The organism is Pisciglobus halotolerans (assembly GCF_900113675.1).
GTDB classification, from domain to species: domain Bacteria; phylum Bacillota; class Bacilli; order Lactobacillales; family Carnobacteriaceae; genus Pisciglobus; species Pisciglobus halotolerans.
On record NZ_FOQE01000002.1, the window covers coordinates 34699 to 55897 of the forward strand.

The 21199-nt window shown below is 40.2% G+C and carries 19 protein-coding genes; 4 read left to right on the forward strand and 15 right to left on the reverse strand.

The window, feature by feature from the left end; genetic code table 11:
* Positions 1 to 11: 11 nt before the first annotated feature.
* Complete coding sequence (locus BM057_RS00975; protein WP_092090809.1) at positions 12 to 878, reverse strand: SDR family oxidoreductase; 867 nt, start codon at positions 876 to 878, stop codon at positions 12 to 14.
* 409 nt (positions 879 to 1287) lie between these two features.
* Positions 1288 to 2289 carry a general stress protein gene (locus BM057_RS00980; protein ID WP_425439005.1) on the reverse strand — a complete coding sequence of 334 codons (1002 nt, stop codon included), beginning with the start codon at positions 2287 to 2289 and terminating at the stop codon, positions 1288 to 1290.
* Positions 2290 to 2823: 534 nt separating this feature from the next.
* Here BM057_RS00980 and BM057_RS00985 point away from each other — a divergent pair.
* From BM057_RS00985 to BM057_RS00995, 3 genes are all read left to right on the forward strand, one after another.
* Positions 2824 to 3390 carry a sigma-70 family RNA polymerase sigma factor gene (locus BM057_RS00985; RefSeq protein ID WP_177186140.1) on the forward strand — a complete coding sequence of 189 codons (567 nt, stop codon included), beginning with the start codon at positions 2824 to 2826 and terminating at the stop codon, positions 3388 to 3390.
* 16 nt (positions 3391 to 3406) lie between these two features.
* A complete protein-coding gene (locus BM057_RS00990; protein WP_092090812.1) occupies positions 3407 to 4486 on the forward strand; it encodes a peptidoglycan-binding protein in 1080 nt (359 codons plus the stop codon).
* Positions 4487 to 4777: 291 nt separating this feature from the next.
* A complete protein-coding gene (locus BM057_RS00995; protein WP_092090813.1) occupies positions 4778 to 5455 on the forward strand; it encodes a deoxynucleoside kinase in 678 nt (225 codons plus the stop codon).
* 216 nt (positions 5456 to 5671) lie between these two features.
* Here the strand turns inward: BM057_RS00995 and BM057_RS01000 are convergent, their stop codons facing one another.
* The 6 genes from BM057_RS01000 to BM057_RS01025 form a co-directional block, all read right to left on the reverse strand.
* Positions 5672 to 6214, reverse strand: coding sequence for a dihydrolipoamide dehydrogenase (locus BM057_RS01000; RefSeq protein WP_092090814.1), 543 nt, complete (start codon positions 6212 to 6214; stop codon positions 5672 to 5674).
* Between the two features lie 175 nt (positions 6215 to 6389).
* Entirely contained in the window at positions 6390 to 6716 is a 327-nt protein-coding gene (locus BM057_RS01005) for a four-helix bundle copper-binding protein (RefSeq protein ID WP_047391413.1), read from the reverse strand.
* Positions 6717 to 6803: 87 nt separating this feature from the next.
* Entirely contained in the window at positions 6804 to 7670 is an 867-nt protein-coding gene (locus BM057_RS01010) for a MurR/RpiR family transcriptional regulator (protein ID WP_092090815.1), read from the reverse strand.
* Between the two features lie 165 nt (positions 7671 to 7835).
* Positions 7836 to 9317: a PTS transporter subunit EIIC gene (locus tag BM057_RS01015; RefSeq protein ID WP_092090816.1), complete on the reverse strand. Its 1482-nt coding sequence runs from the start codon at positions 9315 to 9317 to the stop codon at positions 7836 to 7838.
* A gap of 42 nt (positions 9318 to 9359) precedes the next feature.
* Complete coding sequence (gene murQ, locus BM057_RS01020) at positions 9360 to 10253, reverse strand: N-acetylmuramic acid 6-phosphate etherase (RefSeq protein WP_092090817.1); 894 nt, start codon at positions 10251 to 10253, stop codon at positions 9360 to 9362.
* Between the two features lie 17 nt (positions 10254 to 10270).
* Positions 10271 to 11365, reverse strand: coding sequence for a DUF871 domain-containing protein (locus BM057_RS01025; RefSeq protein WP_342708074.1), 1095 nt, complete (start codon positions 11363 to 11365; stop codon positions 10271 to 10273).
* A 246-nt stretch (positions 11366 to 11611) separates the two neighbouring features.
* Here BM057_RS01025 and BM057_RS01030 point away from each other — a divergent pair, with 246 nt between their 5' ends.
* Positions 11612 to 12235, forward strand: a complete 624-nt coding sequence (locus BM057_RS01030) for a histidine phosphatase family protein (protein WP_092090818.1) — start codon at positions 11612 to 11614, stop codon at positions 12233 to 12235.
* 108 nt (positions 12236 to 12343) lie between these two features.
* Here the strand turns inward: BM057_RS01030 and BM057_RS01035 are convergent, their stop codons facing one another.
* The 7 genes from BM057_RS01035 to BM057_RS01065 form a co-directional block, all read right to left on the reverse strand.
* Positions 12344 to 13255, reverse strand: coding sequence for a PPK2 family polyphosphate kinase (locus BM057_RS01035; RefSeq protein WP_092090819.1), 912 nt, complete (start codon positions 13253 to 13255; stop codon positions 12344 to 12346).
* Between the two features lie 247 nt (positions 13256 to 13502).
* Complete coding sequence (locus tag BM057_RS01040) at positions 13503 to 15413, reverse strand: polysaccharide biosynthesis protein (RefSeq protein WP_092091007.1); 1911 nt, start codon at positions 15411 to 15413, stop codon at positions 13503 to 13505.
* Positions 15414 to 15508: 95 nt separating this feature from the next.
* Complete coding sequence (locus BM057_RS01045; RefSeq protein ID WP_092090820.1) at positions 15509 to 16216, reverse strand: CpsD/CapB family tyrosine-protein kinase; 708 nt, start codon at positions 16214 to 16216, stop codon at positions 15509 to 15511.
* Positions 16206 to 16973, reverse strand: a complete 768-nt coding sequence (locus BM057_RS01050; protein ID WP_052181842.1) for a YveK family protein — start codon at positions 16971 to 16973, stop codon at positions 16206 to 16208. The genes BM057_RS01045 and BM057_RS01050 overlap by 11 nt, the downstream gene beginning before the upstream one ends.
* The gene (locus BM057_RS01055) at positions 16966 to 18492 is read right to left on the reverse strand and encodes a lipopolysaccharide biosynthesis protein (RefSeq protein ID WP_092090821.1); all 1527 of its coding nucleotides are present in this window, start codon (positions 18490 to 18492) and stop codon (positions 16966 to 16968) included. The genes BM057_RS01050 and BM057_RS01055 overlap by 8 nt, the downstream gene beginning before the upstream one ends.
* Entirely contained in the window at positions 18485 to 19858 is a 1374-nt protein-coding gene (locus tag BM057_RS01060) for a hypothetical protein (RefSeq protein ID WP_092090822.1), read from the reverse strand. The genes BM057_RS01055 and BM057_RS01060 overlap by 8 nt, the downstream gene beginning before the upstream one ends.
* A 38-nt stretch (positions 19859 to 19896) precedes the next feature.
* Complete coding sequence (locus tag BM057_RS01065) at positions 19897 to 21153, reverse strand: glycosyltransferase (RefSeq protein ID WP_177186141.1); 1257 nt, start codon at positions 21151 to 21153, stop codon at positions 19897 to 19899.
* Between the last annotated feature and the right edge of the window lie 46 nt (positions 21154 to 21199).

The following is a 21199-nucleotide window of genomic DNA, read 5'->3' on the forward strand; positions in this document are numbered from 1 at the left end:
TCTTTTTCAATCTAACCGTTGATGATCTCGCCCCCGTTGACATGGATCGTCTGTCCGGTGACATAACTGGAATCTGAACTTGCCAAGTAAACATAAGCTCCGGCCAGTTCGTATGCTTTTCCAGGTCTTCCTAATGCACCGCTCTTGCCCCAAGATTTAAGCTGTTCTTCTGAAAAAGTGGCAGGGATCATTGGTGTCCAAATTGGTCCTGGTGCTACGCTGTTGACACGGATTTTCTTTTCAATGATTTGCGGATGCTGTGAAAGCGAACGTGTAAAGCTAACAACAGCCCCATTTGAAGCAGAATAATCTAGGAACAGCGGATTTCCTTTATATGCTGTGATCGAAGAGGTGTTGATGATAGCAGCCCCTTCTGACAAGTGTGGAAACGCAGCTTTCAAGAAGTAGTACATGCTGAAAACATTTGTCTGGAATGTTCGGTGGATCTGTTCAGAAGGAATATCTTCAATTTTTTCAAGCACATGTTGTTCTCCCACATGATTGACTAAAACATCGATCGTTCCCCATTCATTTACCAAATCTTGGACAACTTGCTGAACAAAGGCTTCATCACCAACATCACCTTTAAATACAAGTGCTTGTACACCGATTTCTTCCAAACGGTCTTTTGTGCGCTGTGCATCTTCATCATTTTCTAAATGAACGATCGCAACATCTGCTCCTTCTTTGGCAAAGTCGATTGCGACAGCTTTACCGATTCCGCTATCTCCGCCCGTCACAATAGCTTTTTTTCCTTTGAGCTTACCAGCTGGTTTATAATGAGGATCTTCTGTCTGTTCACCATGAGGAATATCTGTGCTTTCATCACTCATTAAATAATCTTTTTTTGGCTTTTGTGATTCTAATTCCTTGCTCATACCGATCTTCCTTTCTTTATTTTGTGTCTACTCTTTTTCCACTTTTACCTTATCAAATAAGGCTTTGAGATACAAAGAAGACGCCTTATTTGTAGAAAATAATGACCAAATCAACGTCTACAAGTCTGGTTTTTGCCGCCCTTCCTTAACCTTTATTGTGTGGTTCTACAATATTTAACGTTGGTCTGTAAAAAAACAATTTTTTTAATGCTAGACTCGTTAGAATCCTATCTCTAGAAATTCCAGTAGCACATCGACTGTAGGGAATTTATTTACCAACGTTAAAAGAGGAAGAACCTATTGTGTACAACAACGTTTCCATTCATTCCCATTGTACTGTTAGATAGAAAAAGGCACTTGCCTAAGGACTTTTCAGCCTTCGACAAGCACCTTAAAAAGGGGACAGAAGTTATTTATTTTCGTCGTCTTCAATCGACTTACCGCCGGCAGCTTTATAAGTGTCACTGTAGTATGCATCGCTTTCTGGCGGAGCTGTATCAGTAGTCGCATCTTCATTTGGCTTGCCGTCTTCTACAGGAGACTTTTTGGGAAGGTTTTTATCTGACCCGCCTACTACTCCTGTATTGATGTTGTCTGGATAAGCATGTCCAGTTGGTTCTTTTTTGACTGTATCCTCATCACCTGTCAATTCTGGCGTTTCTTTCAACGAGGATGCGTCTTCGTGAGACTGTACATCTTTTTGATCTGATTGATTAGCTTCTTCGACCGGGTCTTTTTGATTTGACTGTTGATCACTCTGAGCATCGTTTTTTTGAACAGATGCTGAATGTTCAGGGACATCGCCTTTTACACCATCATTGGTCTCTATCGCACCATGAAGTTGATCCGTTTCGTTGCTTTCTTTATGCGTATCGATTTCCCCTTTGCTAACTTTATCTTCTCTTGAAGATTGAGCTTGCGATGGATCAAAGTAGCCCTCATCACCTGTGACTACATCGAATGATTCTTTTGTAGGTGTTTCTGCTGGTTCTTCTTTTTCTGAGTGATTTAACACTTCTTCATTAACTGTAGATAAACTATCCAAGTGAGCCGGTGCATTGCTATCTACAAGCAGAACGATTTCACCATTTTCAAGAGCTGTTGTAAATTGTTCAGACATCTCGCCATCTACTCCATATTCTTCAAGCGGAGAAGACGCTTCATCTGAATGGTAGTTGCCGAAACTCAATGTTTCTTTTGTTTTTTCCCATAGCGACTTGCCTGCATCCGGGTCAACGGCGTCCACTTCAACCAAAGTCAAGTCTTCTAAAGATTGGTAATCTGATTGATCATCGGTGATCACAACGATTTCTTCGCCCACATAGCCTTCTTGCAGCAGTCTTTCGATAGCATGCATTACTTCTTCAGGGGTTAAATAGGTTCCTTCCACTCGTCTTTGCATTCTATTCACTCTCCATTTTTTTCCTACTTTCTTTTCTTAATAAAGTCTCATCATTTTAAGAAAAGAGTGGTTTTGAATTGTCTTTAGCATATCAAAAATAATTTGAGGAAAGCAAAAGAAAAGACTTACATTCCACGGAATAATAGCCGTCATCCTCCTCTTTATCTATAAGAAGAAAAACATTTTTGATTTTATTTATACTTTTTAAATAAGGGTTATCTAAATAAAAAGATCACGATTTTGATCAGCTCTAGCCTTTAGGAGAAATCTGCTACTTGAACGCTTTTTTGATCAGTATGCTTTTTTTTGCAATTTCCGTTAAAAAAAATAAGAAAATGGCAATTTTTTTATTCATTTTTCATTAAAAACCCAGCCTATAAAAAAGGTTATTTGTTCATGGCAAGAATGCTTTTATCAAATCAAGCAATAAAGTGCTCCGCTCCACTCTTTACCAAGACAATCATCCCTTTGTATCTATGGTGTTCAATCCGTTATGCTTATCGCGTACAAGGCCTTGTAACAACAATCAAAGGAAAATAAATGATGAAAAAAAGCTCAGTGACAAGAAGATTACTTCCTACAGAAGAAGATGCTTTTTTCGAACAATTCGGCGGTATAGTATTTGGAGTTTGTAAAAAAATCCATCTTTCTTCTGCTCACCCCGATTTTGATGATTTTATTCAACAAGGTTATCTCAAGTTAGTAGAAGCGTATGAATGCTACCCTTATCCGATTGAGCAGTCAAACAGATTACACATCAGCTTCGTCAGTTTTGCTTATCAAAAGATTTATTGGCACTTTATGGACAATATGCGCAAAGCGCAAAAACGAAAAGAAAGAGAATGTTTTATGCCTGAAGAACCCGTTTTTTTGAATGGCTATTCTTCGACAGATCTCTTTTTCTTTGAAGAAAATGAACTTTTTCAAAACATGTTAGGTTGCCTTACTTCTGTTGAGCAGCAACTATTGCTTGACTTGGTCTTTGAAGGCTTATCCACCCTTGAAGCAGCAAAAAAATATGGCGTTAGCCGCAAAACGATTTATGAACGTCGCAAAAAAATAAGACATAAATTACTGCCCTTCTATTCCGAAATTCAAATGAAATCATAATAAAGGAGATGTTATGATGACCTATACAATTGAAAAACAGTTACTGAATATTCCGCAAAAATCTTTGAAAAAAGGTGTATTTATTATCGCTCATGAGTCGGGGAATTCGAAAAATACCGGAACTGACGCATTAGAGAAAGAAGTACGATATATGACTCAGCAAGCAAAACAAGGAGGTGCTTTTACTAGCCATTGGGTTGGAGGCGGCGGAAGAGTCATTCAATTAGCAAAAACAGGAAAGATCCAATATGGCGCTGGCAGCAAAGCCAATCCTTATGCATTTGCCCAAGTTGAACTGGCTCGTACCAATCAGGAAAGACAATTTAAATTGGATTATGCTGCTTATGTTCAGCTGCTACAAGATTTAGCTAAAGAAGCTGGACTGCCATTGACCTTGAATGCAGGAAGTACAGTTCAGGATGCTGGCATCAAAACACACCATTGGATCTCGCAGCATATTGGAGGCACCAATCATTCTGATCCCGACAGCTACTTGAAACAGTTTGGCGTCTCGATCGCTCAATTTCGCAAAGACATCGAAAAGAAAAATAAACCGATTATCCCTTCAACTGCCCTAACCCATAAAGTAGTGAAAGGCGATACGTTATGGGGAATCGCTAAGCGGTATCATCTAACAGTTACTGAACTGAAAAAGATCAACGCTTTACCATCTGAAGTGATCTATGTTGGGCAAAAACTATACCTTCAACCATCCGATCAAACAGATGAAGTAAAAGAATGGATCATTCAAATTCAATACACGGTGGGTGTTTCGCCAGATGGCCGTTTTGGTCCCAAAACAAAAAAAGCCGTGTTACAACTTTTTCAACGCGCTGTAAAAGTATATCCAGATGGTATTTGGGATAAAAAAACCGCTGCAGCTTCACGCGTACTCAAGCAAGGTACAGAAGGCTGGGATGTCTATGCTGTCCAAGCGATGCTCATTGGGAAGGGTTATCAAACTGTTGGAGTGCCAGACAAAAAGTTCGGAAAACAAACGACTAAAGCCATTCAACAGTATCAAAAAGATCAGGGACTGATAGTCGATGGAAAGTGTGGACCTAAAACACAAGAACAACTTTTTTCTAGAGTCTAAACATACTCTTACTCAACACTAAAAAACATTCAGCTTTTTTATTTTTAACTAGACCAGGAAGAGTCCAATTCGTTCTTTCTGGTCTTTTATGTTTTGTCAAAAAATGGTAACAAATCCCCTATCTATTGTCGCCTTGCATTTGGTGTCGCTTTAGTCAACGAAACTGAAAATTATTCTCAGTTCTTTTCCAAAATTTCTAAAAAAATGTGCTATACTAAACCATGCATTTAAGAAGCTGCGAGCTTTATTGTGCGATAGTTAACGATCTTGATTGGAGGACGATTGTTACATATGAAAGGGGAACAAGATGCAGTGATTGTTTTAGCAGGAATGATCGGTTCAGGAAAAAGCACCTATACTGAATTGATCGCAAATACATTAGAATCTGAAGCTTTTTATGAAAGTGTAGACGATAACCGAATTTTAGAGAAATTTTATGAAGACCCCAAACGTTGGGCATTTTCTTTACAAATTTACTTTTTAAATACGCGTTTCAGAAGCATCAAAGCCGCCTTTAGACATAAAAACAATGTTTTAGACCGCTCAATCTATGAAGATGCTTTATTCACACGAATCAATTATGAAGAAGGCAATATGAGTGACGCCGAAATGGACACTTACTTAGATTTGCTGGACAACATGATGGAAGAATTGGACAATATGCCGAAAAAATCTCCTGACTTATTGATCTATTTAAGAGGCTCATTGGAAACTGTATTGAGTCGCATAAAAAAACGGGGACGTTCATTTGAACAGATCGACCAAAACGAAGGCCTTTTAGAGTACTATACTCATCTTCATAGCCAATATGATAATTGGTTTGCGACTTATGATAAAAGTCCGACTTTAGTCATCGACATCGATCATTATGATTTAGAAAATCCAGAAGATGCTGAAGTGATCATGGCAATGGTTAAAAAACGTTTAAATGAAATTCGTCAAGAGGAATTCATTTCTGTTGTAAAATAACTTCTCTAGGTTTTGCTAAAAACTGATAACCAGTAGAAGCATCAGCAGTTTTAGTATTGAAACCTATTTTAAAGATTGCTGTACAGTAGGAACAATAAACGGATATCGAAAAAAAAGGGCTGAATGATCAGCTCTTTTTTATTCCATTCATATAGTTGTATATTACATATTTGTATTGTTTCCCATCTGATGAATAGATGTATATGGCAACTACTCTTATTGAGTGTACTCTAACCAGACACATCCGATGGTTTTCGAAGCAGGAACGATTGCTTGATATCTGCCATGATTGTCATATGCTTTAAATTCTAGTTTTCCTTCTTTGTTGTATCGGTAAGCATAAACAACTAACCAATGATTTTTATATTTGCTTCCTAACAGCTTAGTCGTTCCAACAGCAATGGGTTTAGGATCGGGACTGTCTAACAAGCGGACGACTGTGAGTTCAGGAAGTAAATTCATCTTCACTTTGATCTCTGCTATGTCTTTCGACGCATAGGATAACCCTAGCCATAGATCCCACACAAAAGTACCGCGATAAACAAAGCGGTCCTCGATCATAGGCTTTAGACCTTTTAACAACTTTTGTTGATCCAAAGAAACGCGGTAGGAATGTAAAAAAGCATCATGCAACAGGACTGCGCTCACATACGTGCCACAGATGCCAGGTTTGATTCGATTGATCCACTTTTCATACTTTTTAAAACGCTTTGGCGGCAATCCCTTCCATAGCGTTGCTTGTCTTTGAACTTCTTTCAAGTGCTCACCTGCCTTTGTTTTTTTCTTTAGTAGAAAGGCACTTTACTTTGTTTGAGCTTGCTTTTGATTACATCAGCAGGACCTTTCATCGTGCTTTTTCTTTTTAGTGAAAAAAAAAAGAAGAGACCGAGAGCTGCCCTCAGTCTCTTCGCTGCTTTCTTTGTGTTAGCAGTAGTTAAGCTGTATAAGATCGACATAGTTCAGCACATTCTTTACAAGCTTTAGCACATCTTTGGCAATGTTCTGCTTCATGCTTTTCGCATTCTTTTCCGCAAGCTTGGCAAATGGTTGCGCACAGTTGAATCAAGTCATGCTTAACTGAACTTTCACGGCTGGCAAATGTTGCAACCAACGCACAAATATCTGCACATTCACGATCTAAACGAATACAATCAACCATCATCTTAACGTCTTCCTCTTTCAAACATGCATCGAAACATTCGTTACAAACTTGCTGACACTCAAAAGCCTTTTGAGCAATTTCTTTCAACTGATGATCCATGGTTCTCTCTCCTTTTTTCTCTAAAGTTTAACTCCGACTTTAGTATAAAAAAAAGTGAAATAACCTTCAAACAAATGCCCTTCAAAATTACTTCTTTTCTTCATTTTCCAGGTAAAGATCTTGAATGGCCGCTTTAGAAATTTCAATATTTTTCAATGACGCTTCATAATCATGAGCAGCATAAGCGAAGAACAAAATGTCTAAAGCATACATCTGCATCAATAATGAGATCGTTGCCCCGCTTCTTAACGCCGCCTCTCTGGAAAGAGCTGTTTTCAAGGCAATATCACTTTCTTGAGCTAATGTATTCGATGTCGGTTGAGTTAAAGAAATGGTTTTTAAACCTGTGTTTTTCGCAATTTGCAATAGTGCTATGACTTCCTTTTTTTCGCCGCTATTTGAAAAGCCGATAAAAACGGCATCTTTATCCGCTACCACTAAAGAAGTTGCTAAAAAATGCTGATCTTGAGAGCAAATCACGACTTTACCGATCCTTGAAAATTTTTGCTGAAAATCTTGAGCAACAATATATGAAGCACCTAATCCATAAGCGTAAATGACAGAGCTATGATGAAGAATGTTTACTGCTTTTTTCACACTTTCCGCATCCAACACTTGGTTGGTTTCGCTAAAGACATGACCGGTATTGATCAGCAATTTTTTCTTGATCTGTTCCAGATCTTCGCCAGGCTGAATGTCGGTATACACGTTTTCTTGAATATTTTGCGAATCTGCAGAAAGTTGCAATCTCAAATCCACAAATCCTTTGATCCCTAGTGATCGACATAACCGAATCACTGCTGCCGAACTAGAATGTGCTTTTTCAGCTAATTGAGACGCATTCAAATTGATCACCGCTGCTGGATCCATTAAGATCACTGCTGCGATTTTCTTTTCTGATTGCGGAAGACTTGGTAACTTTTCTTTGATCCGCAACAAAATGTTTTCTGACATAGCTTTTCCTTTCTAAGCTAAGAAAGAGCAGGACTCTTATAGCCGCTGCTCTTTCTTTTTGCTTGATGTCTTTACTTCTTTTTCGTTCCTAGTCTTTTTTGACATTATTTCATAGAATATTTTTTAGCCTGCAGCTTTGATTGGCTAAAAAGTTTTCTATTTTTATCAATAATCGATCACGGTTTCGCCATCGACTGTGGTTGTAGGCATTTCTTCCGGTTCCATTGCTTCTTTCGGTACACCAAAGAAGAAGGTCGCCACAAAACCGCCGACGTAAGCTGCTAGCAAGCCAACTACATAGCCCCACCACATGCCGTTATCAATCAGCGGAATAAGTGCAACACCACTTGGTCCGATTGCTGTCGCACCGATACCGCCAATTGCGCCAATCACTGCACCGCCGACACCGCCGCCGATACAAGCCGTGACAAATGGACGTCCTAATGGCAAAGTAACAGCATAAATCAGCGGTTCGCCAATTCCTAAAATACCAACCGGCAATGATCCTTTGATCATATTCGTCAATGGTTTATTTTGTTTACACTTCATCCAAATGGCAAAAGCTGCACCCACTTGGCCAGCGCCAGCCATCGCTAGGATCGGCAATAAAAGCGTATGTCCTTGAGAAGCGATCATTTCGATGTGGATCGGTGTCAATACTTGGTGTAAGCCGAACATGACCATTGGTAGGAACAATGCGCCCAAGACAAAACCTGCAAAGGCGCCGCCGACATTTAATACCCAAGTAATCGCGCCTACAAGAGAAGTTGAAACCAAACCAGCGATCGGCATGATCAGGAAGATCGTGATCAGTCCAACAACTAGTAAAGCAATGGTAGGGGTTACGATCACATCAAGTGAATCTGGCACCACCTTGCGCAAACTTTTTTCTACAAGTGCTAAGATCCAAACAGCTAAAACAACACCGATCACTCCGCCTTGTCCAGCTGCCAAAGCTTCACCAGTAAAGATATTTGGCAGCGGAGCTTCTGGATTCATTGCTGATAAATAAATAATACCGCCGACGATTCCACCTAAACCTTCTGTTGCGCCAAAAACTTTGGCTGCATTGATCCCGATATAAATATTCAAGTAAGTGAATAGCCCGCCTTGAATGATCTTCAATACTACAACAATGTTATCCCATGCTGCTGCATCGATGGTTCCAGCTGTGATCATATTCCCCAATACAGAAGCGATCCCGCCGATGATCCCAGCACCGACAAAAGCAGGAATCAATGGAACAAAAATGTTTGCGATTGATTTCAATACGCGTTTAAATGGGGTATTATTTCGTTTCTTTTGTTCAGCTTTATTCGCTGCAGCAGTTTTTTCTGCCGTTTGTCTTCCCGATTCGTTTGATGCTGCCGAAGTGTCCACTTCTGCTGGACGACCTTTTTTCATTTGGGACATTTGATTCGCTACCTTTGTAACAACTCCTGGTCCTAAAACGACTTGCAAAGTTTCTTCTTCCACTACACCTAAAACACCGTCTACTTTTTTCAGTCCATCAATATCGACTCTATCGTAATCTTTGATGTCTAAACGCACTCGCGTCATACAATTGATTACGTTGCCGACATTCCCTGTTCCGCCTACGTATTGATAAATCTGGTTTGCTAATCTTTCGATCTTCTGGTCTGCCATGTTTCATCCTCCTTTGGTTTCCTTACCTGAATAGAGTCCTCTTTATTGATTGGTTGTTTTACGGATAAAGCCATTTGCTGCTTTTAATTTTTGTTCAGCTTCTTCTTTTGAGCAGTTATTCAATACCATCACGATAGCTAATTTCACTTGATGATCGGCTTGTTCAAAGGCCGAAGTTGCAGTCTCATAAGAACAACCTGTTGCTTGCTGAATGATGCGTTTTGAACGTTCCACCAATTTTTGGTTAGACGGTTTTACGTCCACCATCAAGTTTTGATAGACCTTGCCGATTCCAACCATAGAACCAGTCGAGATCATATTCAATACGAGCTTTTGAGCGGTACCAGATTTCAAACGCGTCGAGCCGGTCAACACTTCCGGACCAACTTCAACTTCGATCGCTGTTTCTGCATATCGGCTGATTTTCGCCCCTTTATTGCACGACAAAGCAGCTGTTTTGGCTCCTATTTCTTTTGCGTAGGTCAGTCCCCCGATGACATAAGGTGTGCGTCCGCTAGCCGCGATCCCTAACACCATATCTTTTTCGGTCAATTGAATGGCTTTTAGGTCTTCTGCACCCAATCCGGTGTCATCTTCTGCTCCTTCTACTGCTACCGTCATTGCTTTCATACCGCCAGCGATCAATCCTTGAACCATACTAGGATCTACACTAAAGGTTGGGACACATTCTGCAGCATCGAGAACCCCCAATCGGCCGCTTGTTCCAGCTCCCATGTAGATCAAACGACCACCTTGTTTGAAACTGTCGATCACAGCATCTACGACCGTTGCGATCGCCGGCAATTCATTTTGGACTGCCCTAGCTACTTTTTGATCTTCTTCATTCATGACTTGGAGTAATTCTAACGTTGACAACTCATCTAGATGCATTGTCTGTTCATTCCTAGTTTCTGTTGTTAATTTATTTAAATCCATATGCCATCCTCTTTCCGTCAAATATCATTTTGAAGTTCAAACAGGTCTCCCGCTTTGATCAATTGCAGCAAATCTCTGTCCTCTTGAATCACCTGCGCAGCCACATTCACCTTTTCATCTGCCGGCAAGTCGCTGACTACGATCTGAGTTTCGCCCATGTAGCGACCATAAAGACAGTTGTCTATCGTTACGCTGCCTTTCGTTCTGATAAAAGTATGTTGCGGTTCCACAGTTCCGTGGATATTCAATCTAGCTCCGGCACTGCGGATCACATCTCTAGCTGGATCTCTTCGATTTTGATGTTGTCCCAAAATAAAATCAAACCATTGAGAATCTGCAACAGGTCGAACCCTTAAAAGATACGTCTTATTTTTATGATAAGATTGAAATTGACGAATTGTAAATGCTTTGATCATTGGGTCTCCGATATAGACATCATCTGTTAAACAATCCTTTTGCAGTTCTATTGCACTTGCCAATGGGTGCCGCTCTCTATGATCTTCTAAAGTAGGCAAATGTTGGTACAGCGGACCTCGAAAGGTTTTATCACCAGGTACGAACGCAGCAACCCTAAATCCTATACTCTTCAACCAATGATTTTTTTGAATCAATACCTTTTTATCTAAACCCGTTTCAGGACGTGGATAATAGTTATGAAAAGCCGTTAATTGTTTAAAATCTGCTCCATCATCAATCAACTCTTGAACATCGTCTTCATCGATCGTACTAGCATTCAACGCCACTTTCAGATGATGACTCAAATCAGCGATTTCTCGATTACTGAAACCATCATCCACCCGCAAAGACGTGATGCCTGTTTGTTTAATACTCACCGGGTCCGATATCGTCAAACCTATTTTTTCTAATGCCTTTCCAGAAATATCAGCTGTTAGATCCATCTGCAATGCTTGCGTCCAATAGCCAAGTGTTTCTAAGCGCTCTCTATAAAGCGTTGCATCATCTTCTGGTATATGCAAAGATGTAAATACACTTGAAAAACCAGCCTGTTGTAAAGTCTCTAAATAATTTTTTGTCTCCGCTTTCAAACCTTCTCCTAAAAATACAGATAATCCAAGCAAATATTCACCCCCCTCTATTAAAATCGCTTTCATTACATATTTATCCTAACACATTAAAATAATATTTCAACTATAAATTGTTATTTTTATAAAAAATGGACCAATTTTTTAAAATCCGTACAAACACCTTACTTTTACTATTTTTTCCTCTTTATACCTTTGAAAAATAAATAAGTTGAATAAATGCACTTCTCCATTTTTCAAATTGGTTTAGTGACCTATCTTCTCTTGCGATAATATGATACGATGAAATTAAATTTCAAAGAAAGGTTGAGCTGCATGCAACGCTTATTTTTTGTCCGACATGGAAAAACGACTTTAAATTTAGCCCATCACGTTCAAGGGGGTGCGATCGATTCGCCTTTGCTCGATGAAAGCCGCGAAGAAGCGGTCAAAACGGGTGAAGCTCTTGCTCCTTTTAACATCAGCCAAGTGATTGCGAGTCCACAACACCGAGCGGTTGAAACAGCAGAATTGATCACTAAACAATTCCCACATCCCTTTGACATTCATTTTTCAAATGATTTTAAGGAAATGGATTATGGCACTTGGGAAGGTCTGCCAATTGCTGAATTAAGCAAACGAGACGCTGAATTGTTTGAGCATCTGATCCGTCGTCCTGAAAAGTATGATCCGACTCCGATTCAAGGGGAAACTTACCAACAGCTTGTCACTCGCGGAAAAAGAACAGTTGAACAGGCTATAGCTGCTTTTCCTGATACAGATATTTTATTTGTTGGTCACGCCATTTTGACTATGTGTACCTTATTGTCTCTTTTAGGAAAAGATGTGAAAGATTTTCGCTCATTCGAACCTTTGGATAATACAAGCGTAACCATATTAAATTATCAACATCGACAATTTTCTTTAAATGTATGGAATCAAACGGACCATTTGCGATAAAAATTTCATGATCAGCACCTAAAAAAAGCATCCTAAAAAAATTTAGGATGCTTTAGCTTTTTTCTAAAAAGAATCATCTGCTTCTGCTATTTTTTACTGAACGACTCTCTATTGTTTTTTCTTTTCTCTCTTCTTCGAGTTTTTACTCTCGTCTTCCTTTCCTTCATTTTCTAGTTTTTGAATCGCTTCTTCTAATTTTTGTTTGTCTTCATCCGTCATGACTGGAAACTGAGGGTCTATCTCTTCCAATACTTGCACCATCGCTTCAGAAGCTAAGTAACGCGCAAACCAATCATTGTCAGCTGGAAGAACATACCAAGGAGCGATAGTGGTTGACGTCAAGTCCAACATCTCTTCATAAGCTTTTTGATAGGTGTCCCATTTTTCTCGGTCTTTTATATCACTAAAAGAAAATTCCCAATTTTTCTCAGGCGTCTTCATCCGCTCTAACAACCGTTTGCGTTGTTCTTCTTTTGAAATGGATAAAAAAAACTTCACTACTGGAAACCCATTTTCGACCATATATTTTTCAAATGCATTCACGTGCTGACAACGCATTTCCCAAGCCTCTTCACTGTCAAAGCTCTTCTGGATGGGCACATCTTCTATGCCTTGATAAACTTTTGGTGCTAAAAGATCTTCATAGTAAGACCGATTGAGGATCCCAACCTGTCCGCGTTCTGGTTTTCCAGCATGTATCCGCCATAAAAAATCATGTTTCAATTCTTCTTCTGTTGGTTTTTTCGTTGGGGTTACTTTTAGCCCTTGCGGCATTAAATGCGAAAAGATAAAGGTGATGATCTCGTCTTTCCCCGCAGTATCAATAGCCTGAAGAATAACGAAGATACCCTTTTCTTCCTCGGCATGCAAGCGTAACTGTAAATCTCGCAGCTTTTCTACGTTTTCAGGAATCATTTTTTCTGTCAGCTCTTCTCTCGTGTAACCAGCATCTTCCCACTGAGGGTAATCAGAGAGCCGCATTTTTTGTTCGGGGTCGACACGATACTTTGACATATCCATTCGATTCATCCTTCCCATTTTTAATACGTTCATTTTACAATTTATTGTCGCCCGACAAAAGTAAACGCTCTTTTTTTTAAAAAATTTAGGTTGAGATTGCAGTCGATAGGTGGATTTAGATGCTCTTCATAAGATAAAGATACAAATAGCGTTGTGCAACATAAAGCCATAAAAAAAAGCGAACATTGATCACAGCAAAAGTTTCTTTGCATCAAATCAATAGCGTTCGCTTATTGTGTCTTTCTATTCAAGCCATTTGCTCCTTTCCCATAGCAACAGCTCGTTCAGGAGGTTGGATCTGAAGACGTTGTTCTTCAGGTTCTTGTTGTTGGTGAAGACGGGCGTAAGTGATCAGCTGGTTTCGAATCTTTTTTTCGTCCTCACCTGTCAACGTACCTAGAAAGGACATGATCTCTTCAAGTGGTTTTTGAACAGCTTTTCCAACAAAAATTTTATCAAAGACTTTTTCGCCGGTATTTTCGCTGGCAATTAATAGCTCTTCATAAAGCTTTTCACCAGGACGAATGCCCGTTTCGATCACTTTGATTTCCGATTCTGAGTAACCACTGATTTGTACCATTTTTCGAGCCAAATCAACAATCTTAACAGGTTGTCCCATGTCTAGTACGAAGATTTCTCCTTTTCTGGCTAGCACACCTGCTTGGATCACCAATCGACTAGCTTCAGGGATCGTCATAAAATAGCGCGTCATTCTAAAATCTGTCACTGTAACAGGTCCGCCCGCTTGGATCTGTTCTTTAAATAAAGGTACGACGCTGCCTCGACTCCCTAAAACATTGCCAAATCGAACAGCTGCAAAGTTTGTACTGCCTGGCTCATTTAAACTCGTTACGATCATCTCAGCCAGTCGTTTTGTCGCCCCCATCACATTAGGCGGGTTGACTGCTTTATCTGTTGAGACCATGATAAAAGAACCAACTTCAGCTTCTTTAGCCGCTTCTGCGATATTTTTTGTGCCATAAACATTATTTTTGATCGCTTCAGCTGTATTCATTTCCATCATCGGTACATGTTTGTGAGCTGCAGCATGATAAACGATAGAAGGTTGATAAAGAGACATGATTTCGAACATGCGGTCTCGATCTTTGATATCGGCAATCACTGGGATCAACTCGATTTGTCCGTTATATCGTTTGTTTAGTTCACGATGGATCTGATAGATTGAATTTTCCCCATGTCCTAACAGGATCAACTGACGTGGTGAGAAGGAAGACAAAATCCGACAAATTTCTGAACCGATCGAACCACCTGCTCCACTGACGAGTAATGTTTTACCGCTCAATTCTTTCGCCAGCTGTTCGGTGTCTAAGGTGACCTCGTCTCTTCCCAATAAATCGACTACATCAATATCACGAAAGCGTTGGACAGAAAGCTTTCCACTCATGACCTCTTCAATAGAAGGCATCAAGTTGACTTTTGCTTGGCTTTTATTGCATAGATCCAAAATTCTTTCTAAGTTTTCAGGGGCTAATGAAGGGATAGCAATCGTGATCTGCTCAATGCCCTGTGCTGCTACCAAAGCTGGAATGTCTTTTGTTCCTCCTAGGATCGGTACACCAAAAACACGCATGTGATGTTTTCGACTGTCATCATCAACGATTCCCATCAGCTGGAGTTCAGGCAAATGTTGTTGACTGTTTTTGATAAATAAGCTGCCTCCATCGCCTGCTCCCACGACGAGTGTCCGAATTTTTTTGGCAGTGAACGGTTGTTTTTTTGCCAAGAAGTCCATTTCGCTCAAAGCTTTGAAAAAGGCAAATTTTCCGCCTGTTGCTAAAAGTGATAGGAGATACACGAGCAGGATAAACTGAAAGCTTGCCCCTGTAGCAAACACAGCCGATAAAACTGCTGCTACACCAATCGAGAGGGTAAATCCGCCCATCACTTTGATCATCTCTTTAATGCCTGTATATCGATAAATCGTTGCACAAGTATCCGTCAACAGCGAAACAAAGCTATGGCTGATCCAGATGGACATCAAAAAGAGAATAGCATATGGAAGCGGGATAAAAAGCAAATTTCGTAAAAAGATATAAGCAACGGTCCAAGAAAACAGAAGCAATAGATGATCTAATATTAATCCCAACCATTTTCTTGCGAGAGGATAGCGCAAAAAAGCTGCTTTATGCCCTATCATCTTGAAATGCTTTTGTGGGATTTCTTTTGTCGGCCACTCTCGTTTCATATTCGAAACTCCTCCATTCATCTTCTTGATCGATCAACAAGTAACGCTTATTGATCATCTTGCTTATAGTAAGTACCGGATATTTTTTTATCATTCGGCTTACCATTGAACACCGCTCCGATCACATTCGCTTGCACTCGTTCTAACATCTCTTTCGCTTGCAAGACTTCATGCAGATGAGCGGTATGATGACGAATCACAAAAACAGTGCCATCTACTTTATCTGACATGATCAGTGCATCTGTGACGGGCAAAACAGGCGGCAAGTCAAAAATGATCAAGTCATATTGTTCTTTAAAATACTGTATCAGCCGATTCATCTGTTCAGAGGCTAATAATTCGGAAGGATTCGGCGGTTGAATGCCGCTTGGTAGCAGAAAAAGATGTTCATGAGGCAAAGGATAGATCGTAGCTTCCGGATCAGGATATTCTTCCGTCAAAATCGTTGACAACCCCTTTTGATTCGGCACTTGGAAAAGATCATGCAACGATGGTTTGCGCATGTCTGCATCGACCAGCAATACCTTTTTTCCTTGAGAAGCAAACACAACAGCCGTATTGACAGCGATCGTTGTCTTTCCTTCATTTGGACTACTTGACGTAAGCTGGAGCGATTGCAGCTTTTTGCCGGCCATAGAGAATTGGATATTGGTTCTCAAAGTCCGATACTCCTCAGCAATAAAAGATTGCGGCCGCGTGATCGTTACGATCTCATGTTTCGGACGATAGTGGGTTTTCTTTTTTTTATTGAACATGGCCAGGCTCCTTTTCTTTTAATTCTTGTTCAGTTCTTTTTTTCTTTTCAATCGCCGCTTTCTCTTTTTCTGATTCCAACATAAAAACTTTGGGCATTTCGGAGATCGTTCCTAGAGGAATCCAACCTAATTTTTCTGTGATCACTTGTTCATCATGGATTTTTGTATCCATCATTCCTTTTATCAAGCTGATGCCGATGCCAATGATCAATCCAATTGCTGTACCGATCAGGAGATTGAAATTGACACGAGGAGATATAGGTGTCGTATTGACCTTGGCTGCTGATAAAATGGCCACATTTTCAACGTGTAGGATACTTCCAACGTTTTCTTGAAATGTTGAAGCAATCAAGTTTGCAATTTTGGCTGCTCGTTCTGGACTTTCATCGATAACCTCGATTTTGAAAATTTGGGAATCTTCTTGAATCACGATATTGATTTTTTCATCTAGTTCCGCTTCCGTCAGCGGTTCGTCCAGCTGAGCCAATACTTGATCCATCACGATCGGATCCGTCAAAATATCACGATAGGTGTTGATGATCTGAATGTTTGATTGGATATCATTGAGATCCATATTTGCATCTTCTGCGTTAGGTCGATTGACCAAAAGCTGTGTCTTTGCTTGATATTCCGGGGCGATCAGATAAGTGGTGACATAATAAGAAAGTGCAAATCCTAGTATCCCCATCAGTAAAATCAGCAGCCAATTTTTTCGAACTAGACTAATCAATTCAATAAAGCCGATTTTTTCATTCATCATATTCCCTCCTGTTGGTCGTGATCTGTTCAGGTCTTTTTTTCATTGACTTTCTCCAAAGCAGTTCTTTTGCTGTAGCCAACAAATAATGGATACTATTGTTTTTGTTCATCAAAGAGGCAACAATATAAAAAGTTGCTCCCGTTGCTGCTTGCAAGGTCAATGTTGCAAGACTTCCTATCGGCAAGTACGCTAGCGGATAAACGATGATCCCCATCATGATCGAAAGGACCAAATAGGGTGAAATGGTGCTCAGCTGCTCTTTTACGCCGTAACCCAACAGTCTTTTATTTTGCCTTGCATTTAAAATGAAAGTTCCGATCGAGATCAGCGGCTCAAAAGCTACGATCACAAAAATGCCAAATGGAATACTGATAAAGAGGCAAAAGAGACTGAATACGCGTTTGACGATTTCTAACTTCAAAATCAACTCGCTTTTCCCTAGTGATGAGATAGCCACGATATTCGTAATATGCAGCGGATAAAAAGCATAGGCCAAACTGATCAGCTGAATCAAGGAAACGGATGCTAACCACTTTTCAGTCAGCATGACCAATACGAGCGGTTTGGCACAAATGATCAGTCCTGTCATCAATGGGAAAATGATCAAGGAACTGACTTCTAGGGAACGTTGCATCATCGAGCGGATACGCGGCTTATCTTCTTGACTAGCGGACATGACGGGAAATAAAACAGTCGATAACGAATTATTGACGTTATTCACGATAATACTTGGAAACTGATTGGCCCGATTGTAATAACCCAACATCGCAGGACTGATCACTTTTCCAATCACCAACCCATACGAGTTCGTGTAAAGTGTATCCAGCATCGTGGAGAAAAGCATTTTCCATCCAAAGGAAAGCAGCTTGTTGATTCGCTCAAAGGAAAATGCCCAGATAGGACGCCAACTGACAGTAAACCAAAGGACGATCGTGTCGATAAAAATATTGGACAGCTGTTGGGCTACCAAGGCCCACACGCCGAACCCCTTGTACGCTAAATAAACTCCTAAGACCCCTGAAAAAAGCGTTCCGCCTAAACTGCTGAAGAAAAATTTCTTGAACTCAAGATTACGAGAAACTACTGCATATTGAATAGAGTTCAATGGTCCGCAAAATAAGGAAAGGGCCAACACACGTACGACCGGAATCAGTTGTGCTTTTTCATAAAAATCAGCAATCGCAGGAGCTGCTAGAAATAAGAGAAGATAAAGCAAGACAGTCAGGAATGAACTAAAATAAAAAGCGGAAGCATAATCTATTTCATCCACTTCTTTTGCCTGAATCAAGGCAGTCGTAAATCCAGTCTGGATAAAGACATTGGCCAAAGCGATAAAAATGGTGATCAATGCGATCAGTCCATAATCTTCTGGCAACAACAACCGGGCCAGCAATAGCTGGATCACAAACTGAATGACTTGATCTCCTCCTCGTTCTAACAGCTTCCAAACCAGTCCGGACAATACATTTTTTCGTGTCGTGTTTTCATTCATTGGCTTGTTCACTTCCTTATTCATTCGACTGCATCATCAGTCGACTTTTTTTTTCAAATTCAGATGACTTTGCAAGACTATTGATGCCGACCAACACTAAAAACAGATGGACACCAAAGTAATGCATAATAAAAGAATCTAATGCGAAATTGGCAACAAGCAGCAAAATCAGCGAAATGGAAGAATAGTGGAAGAAGGATAAGCTCGTTTGCCGCTTTAAGTTGCTGCGCAAAACCGTGTTCATTTGGAAAAACAATTGTAAAGCGATCAATATTCCTACAAGGCCCAAATAATACCATGCAATCAGGTACATATTATGGGATATTTCATCATTCAGGTACTCTCCTGTTACACCATTTCCAAACATCATCCATTTCGTATTCTCTGTAATACCATACAAGTAATGGAACCAAATCGTAGAACGGCCTGTCGTCAATGAAGAAGCGTCCGTACCTTGACTTAAAAAGCGGAATAAAAATGCCTCATAGAAGTAATCTTTTGCATAGACCCAACCGATGCAAAAGAGAGCTGTTAACAATACTAAGATTTTCCCCAGCTGTTTTAAGTCGTTTTTAAACAAGAACAGAAAGACAAAACTCAGCAACAAACCTAAACTCAGTAAAAACATCTTAGATAAAGATAATAAACCAAAAACGATGAGTGCCATCCCTAACACGTAATCAATCGCTTTCCCTTTCCGTGCCATGATGATCATCACGAGACAAGATAAACCAATCAAAACTTGGATCGCATAATAGTTAGGATCAATATCCAACCCTGAAAAGCGGTTGTATAAATGACCGGCAGTATGAACAGTATACCCAGTAAAATAACTGTCTAAATACTGCCTGATCGTAGGAATGAAAGAACCGAACATAGCGATCAAACTAGAAACTGTCAACCCAGCGGCATAGGTTCGCGCATAAGTTTTGAAAGCGTCGGGCTTTTCTACAAACAAGATGGCCAAATACACAGCGGCAAAGTTTGCCAGAAAACTGACAGCACCTTTTAAAGAGGTGGAGGCATTCATCATTAATGAAAAGAGGATATAACTAACAAAAAGCAGCATGCTGATCACGTAATAGGACGGGATCTGGGTTCGGTCCAGCAAAATCGTCAGCAGCATGATCAAACAATAGGCCAGCGTAAGAACGGTAAAAAGAGAGGTCTGGGTAAAATAAAACTTCGTCGCATAAGCCCAAGGTGTAAAATATAAAATGACTTTGATCTTATGTTCTGACTTTTCTAACAACATTGCCGTTCCCGCTGTTAGTAGAAATAGGATCAAAAAGATGTTGCTTCCTGTAACCATCTTGAGTAAAACAAACAGACTGCCAACTAGACAACTGAGATTGCTGACATCAAAAAGCCGCGCTTTGCTTGATTCCATTCTCACTTCACCTCTTCTGCTCAAAATGGCTGCTGAATTTACGCTTCTAACACATTTTCCAGCTGCTGTAGCGCCATTTGGTTATCAAGCGGATTTTGTTGGATGTAGGTTTTAAATTGTTGGGTCTTTTCAGGATGTTCTAACAAGTCCTTCAGCTGTTGATACAAGTCTTCAGTGTCCATCTTGGTGATCAGGCCGTTATAACCTGAAAAGATTTGTTCTTCCGCTGCTGCATAAGGAGTTGTGACAACGGGGACACCTAAAATCAATGCTTCGTTGACAACCATTGGATAACCCTCATACTGCGAAGTCAGCACGAATAAATCACTCTGCGCTACTGCAGGATAAGGATTCAGCAATGATCCGCGATAAAGGATAAAACGATCCAGCTCTGCCAAGCGAACTTGTTCCCGATTCCTTTCTAAATCAGGTCCTTCACCAATGATTTCCCAATGAAAATTATTTATACCGCTCCTCGTCAATTTTTTCACGACTGTTAAGATGCGATCCAGGCGCTTTTGCTGATTATCGATGCGCGCGACCGTGACCAATTTTACGAACGGCAAATCGATCTCTCTGCGGTCTTTAGCTTCTTGTTGCGTTACCGATTTTTCTGTATTTGGTAAATGACCTTTATCCTCCACACATTCTGATCGGTGGTTTCTTTGGGCTTTTTCAACGATCTCCTCTAAAGGAAAAAAATTATAAACAGTTCCTACTTTTGCTGCATATTCCGGTAAAAATTTTCTGAACTTTACTGCACATGCTTCGGAAACACAAACGATCCGATCAAAGTTCTCATAAACTTGACGACAATGGTCTACTTCAAAGTTGCCTTCAAAGGGGTCATTATGGATCCAAGCAATCTTTTGTCGTGCGTTCACAAAATCAGCTACATATTGATTGGTCCCTTGATTGAAATAACCATAAGGAACATCGGTAAAGTAAGAAATAGCAACATCATAAGAACCAAGCGCTTTTTGTCTTTTAAACAAAGCGGCATAAAACCTTTTTGTGTCTCTCATTCTTACACCAAGTGTCAGACCGATCCGGTACCAATAATCTACACTGCCTTTTTTCTGTGCCAGCTTATGATAAGGCGTAGCTACAAGCTGCAATCCTTTTGTTCCTTGATAAAAATTGACTTCAGGCGGTATTTCAGCGGTGTAGTCGCCAGTGCCGAATAAGAATAGATCGATCGTATGCTGCTGTTTGACCAATTCTTTCAACGTATTGATCAATGCGATTTGGACACCGCCCTGCTGTAAGTTTTGGCCAACAAAGAGAATATTCATCCTGCTACTCCTTTCTCGATGCAAACACTGCAGCAATAGCATCCCT

Bases quoted from the DNA above. Each gene is read 5' to 3' on its own strand.
- BM057_RS01050 (WP_052181842.1), bottom strand. From the start codon at position 16,973: ATGAATGAAAAAATCGGCTTTATTGAATTGATTAGTCTAGTTCGAAAA.
- murQ (WP_092090817.1), bottom strand. From the start codon at position 10,253: ATGGATTTAAATAAATTAACAACAGAAACTAGGAATGAACAGACAATG.
- BM057_RS00990 (WP_092090812.1), top strand. From the start codon at position 3,407: ATGACCTATACAATTGAAAAACAGTTACTGAATATTCCGCAAAAATCT.
- BM057_RS01015 (WP_092090816.1), bottom strand. From the start codon at position 9,317: ATGGCAGACCAGAAGATCGAAAGATTAGCAAACCAGATTTATCAATAC.
- BM057_RS01060 (WP_092090822.1), bottom strand. From the start codon at position 19,858: ATGGAATCAAGCAAAGCGCGGCTTTTTGATGTCAGCAATCTCAGTTGT.
- BM057_RS00995 (WP_092090813.1), top strand. From the start codon at position 4,778: ATGAAAGGGGAACAAGATGCAGTGATTGTTTTAGCAGGAATGATCGGT.
- BM057_RS01025 (WP_342708074.1), bottom strand. From the start codon at position 11,365: ATGAAAGCGATTTTAATAGAGGGGGGTGAATATTTGCTTGGATTATCT.
- BM057_RS01065 (WP_177186141.1), bottom strand. From the start codon at position 21,153: ATGAATATTCTCTTTGTTGGCCAAAACTTACAGCAGGGCGGTGTCCAA.
- BM057_RS00985 (WP_177186140.1), top strand. From the start codon at position 2,824: ATGAAAAAAAGCTCAGTGACAAGAAGATTACTTCCTACAGAAGAAGAT.
- BM057_RS00975 (WP_092090809.1), bottom strand. From the start codon at position 878: ATGAGCAAGGAATTAGAATCACAAAAGCCAAAAAAAGATTATTTAATG.
- BM057_RS01010 (WP_092090815.1), bottom strand. From the start codon at position 7,670: ATGTCAGAAAACATTTTGTTGCGGATCAAAGAAAAGTTACCAAGTCTT.
- BM057_RS01055 (WP_092090821.1), bottom strand. From the start codon at position 18,492: ATGAATAAGGAAGTGAACAAGCCAATGAATGAAAACACGACACGAAAA.
- BM057_RS01030 (WP_092090818.1), top strand. From the start codon at position 11,612: ATGCAACGCTTATTTTTTGTCCGACATGGAAAAACGACTTTAAATTTA.
- BM057_RS01045 (WP_092090820.1), bottom strand. From the start codon at position 16,216: ATGTTCAATAAAAAAAAGAAAACCCACTATCGTCCGAAACATGAGATC.
- BM057_RS01005 (WP_047391413.1), bottom strand. From the start codon at position 6,716: ATGGATCATCAGTTGAAAGAAATTGCTCAAAAGGCTTTTGAGTGTCAG.
- BM057_RS01040 (WP_092091007.1), bottom strand. From the start codon at position 15,413: ATGATAGGGCATAAAGCAGCTTTTTTGCGCTATCCTCTCGCAAGAAAA.
- BM057_RS01035 (WP_092090819.1), bottom strand. From the start codon at position 13,255: ATGGATATGTCAAAGTATCGTGTCGACCCCGAACAAAAAATGCGGCTC.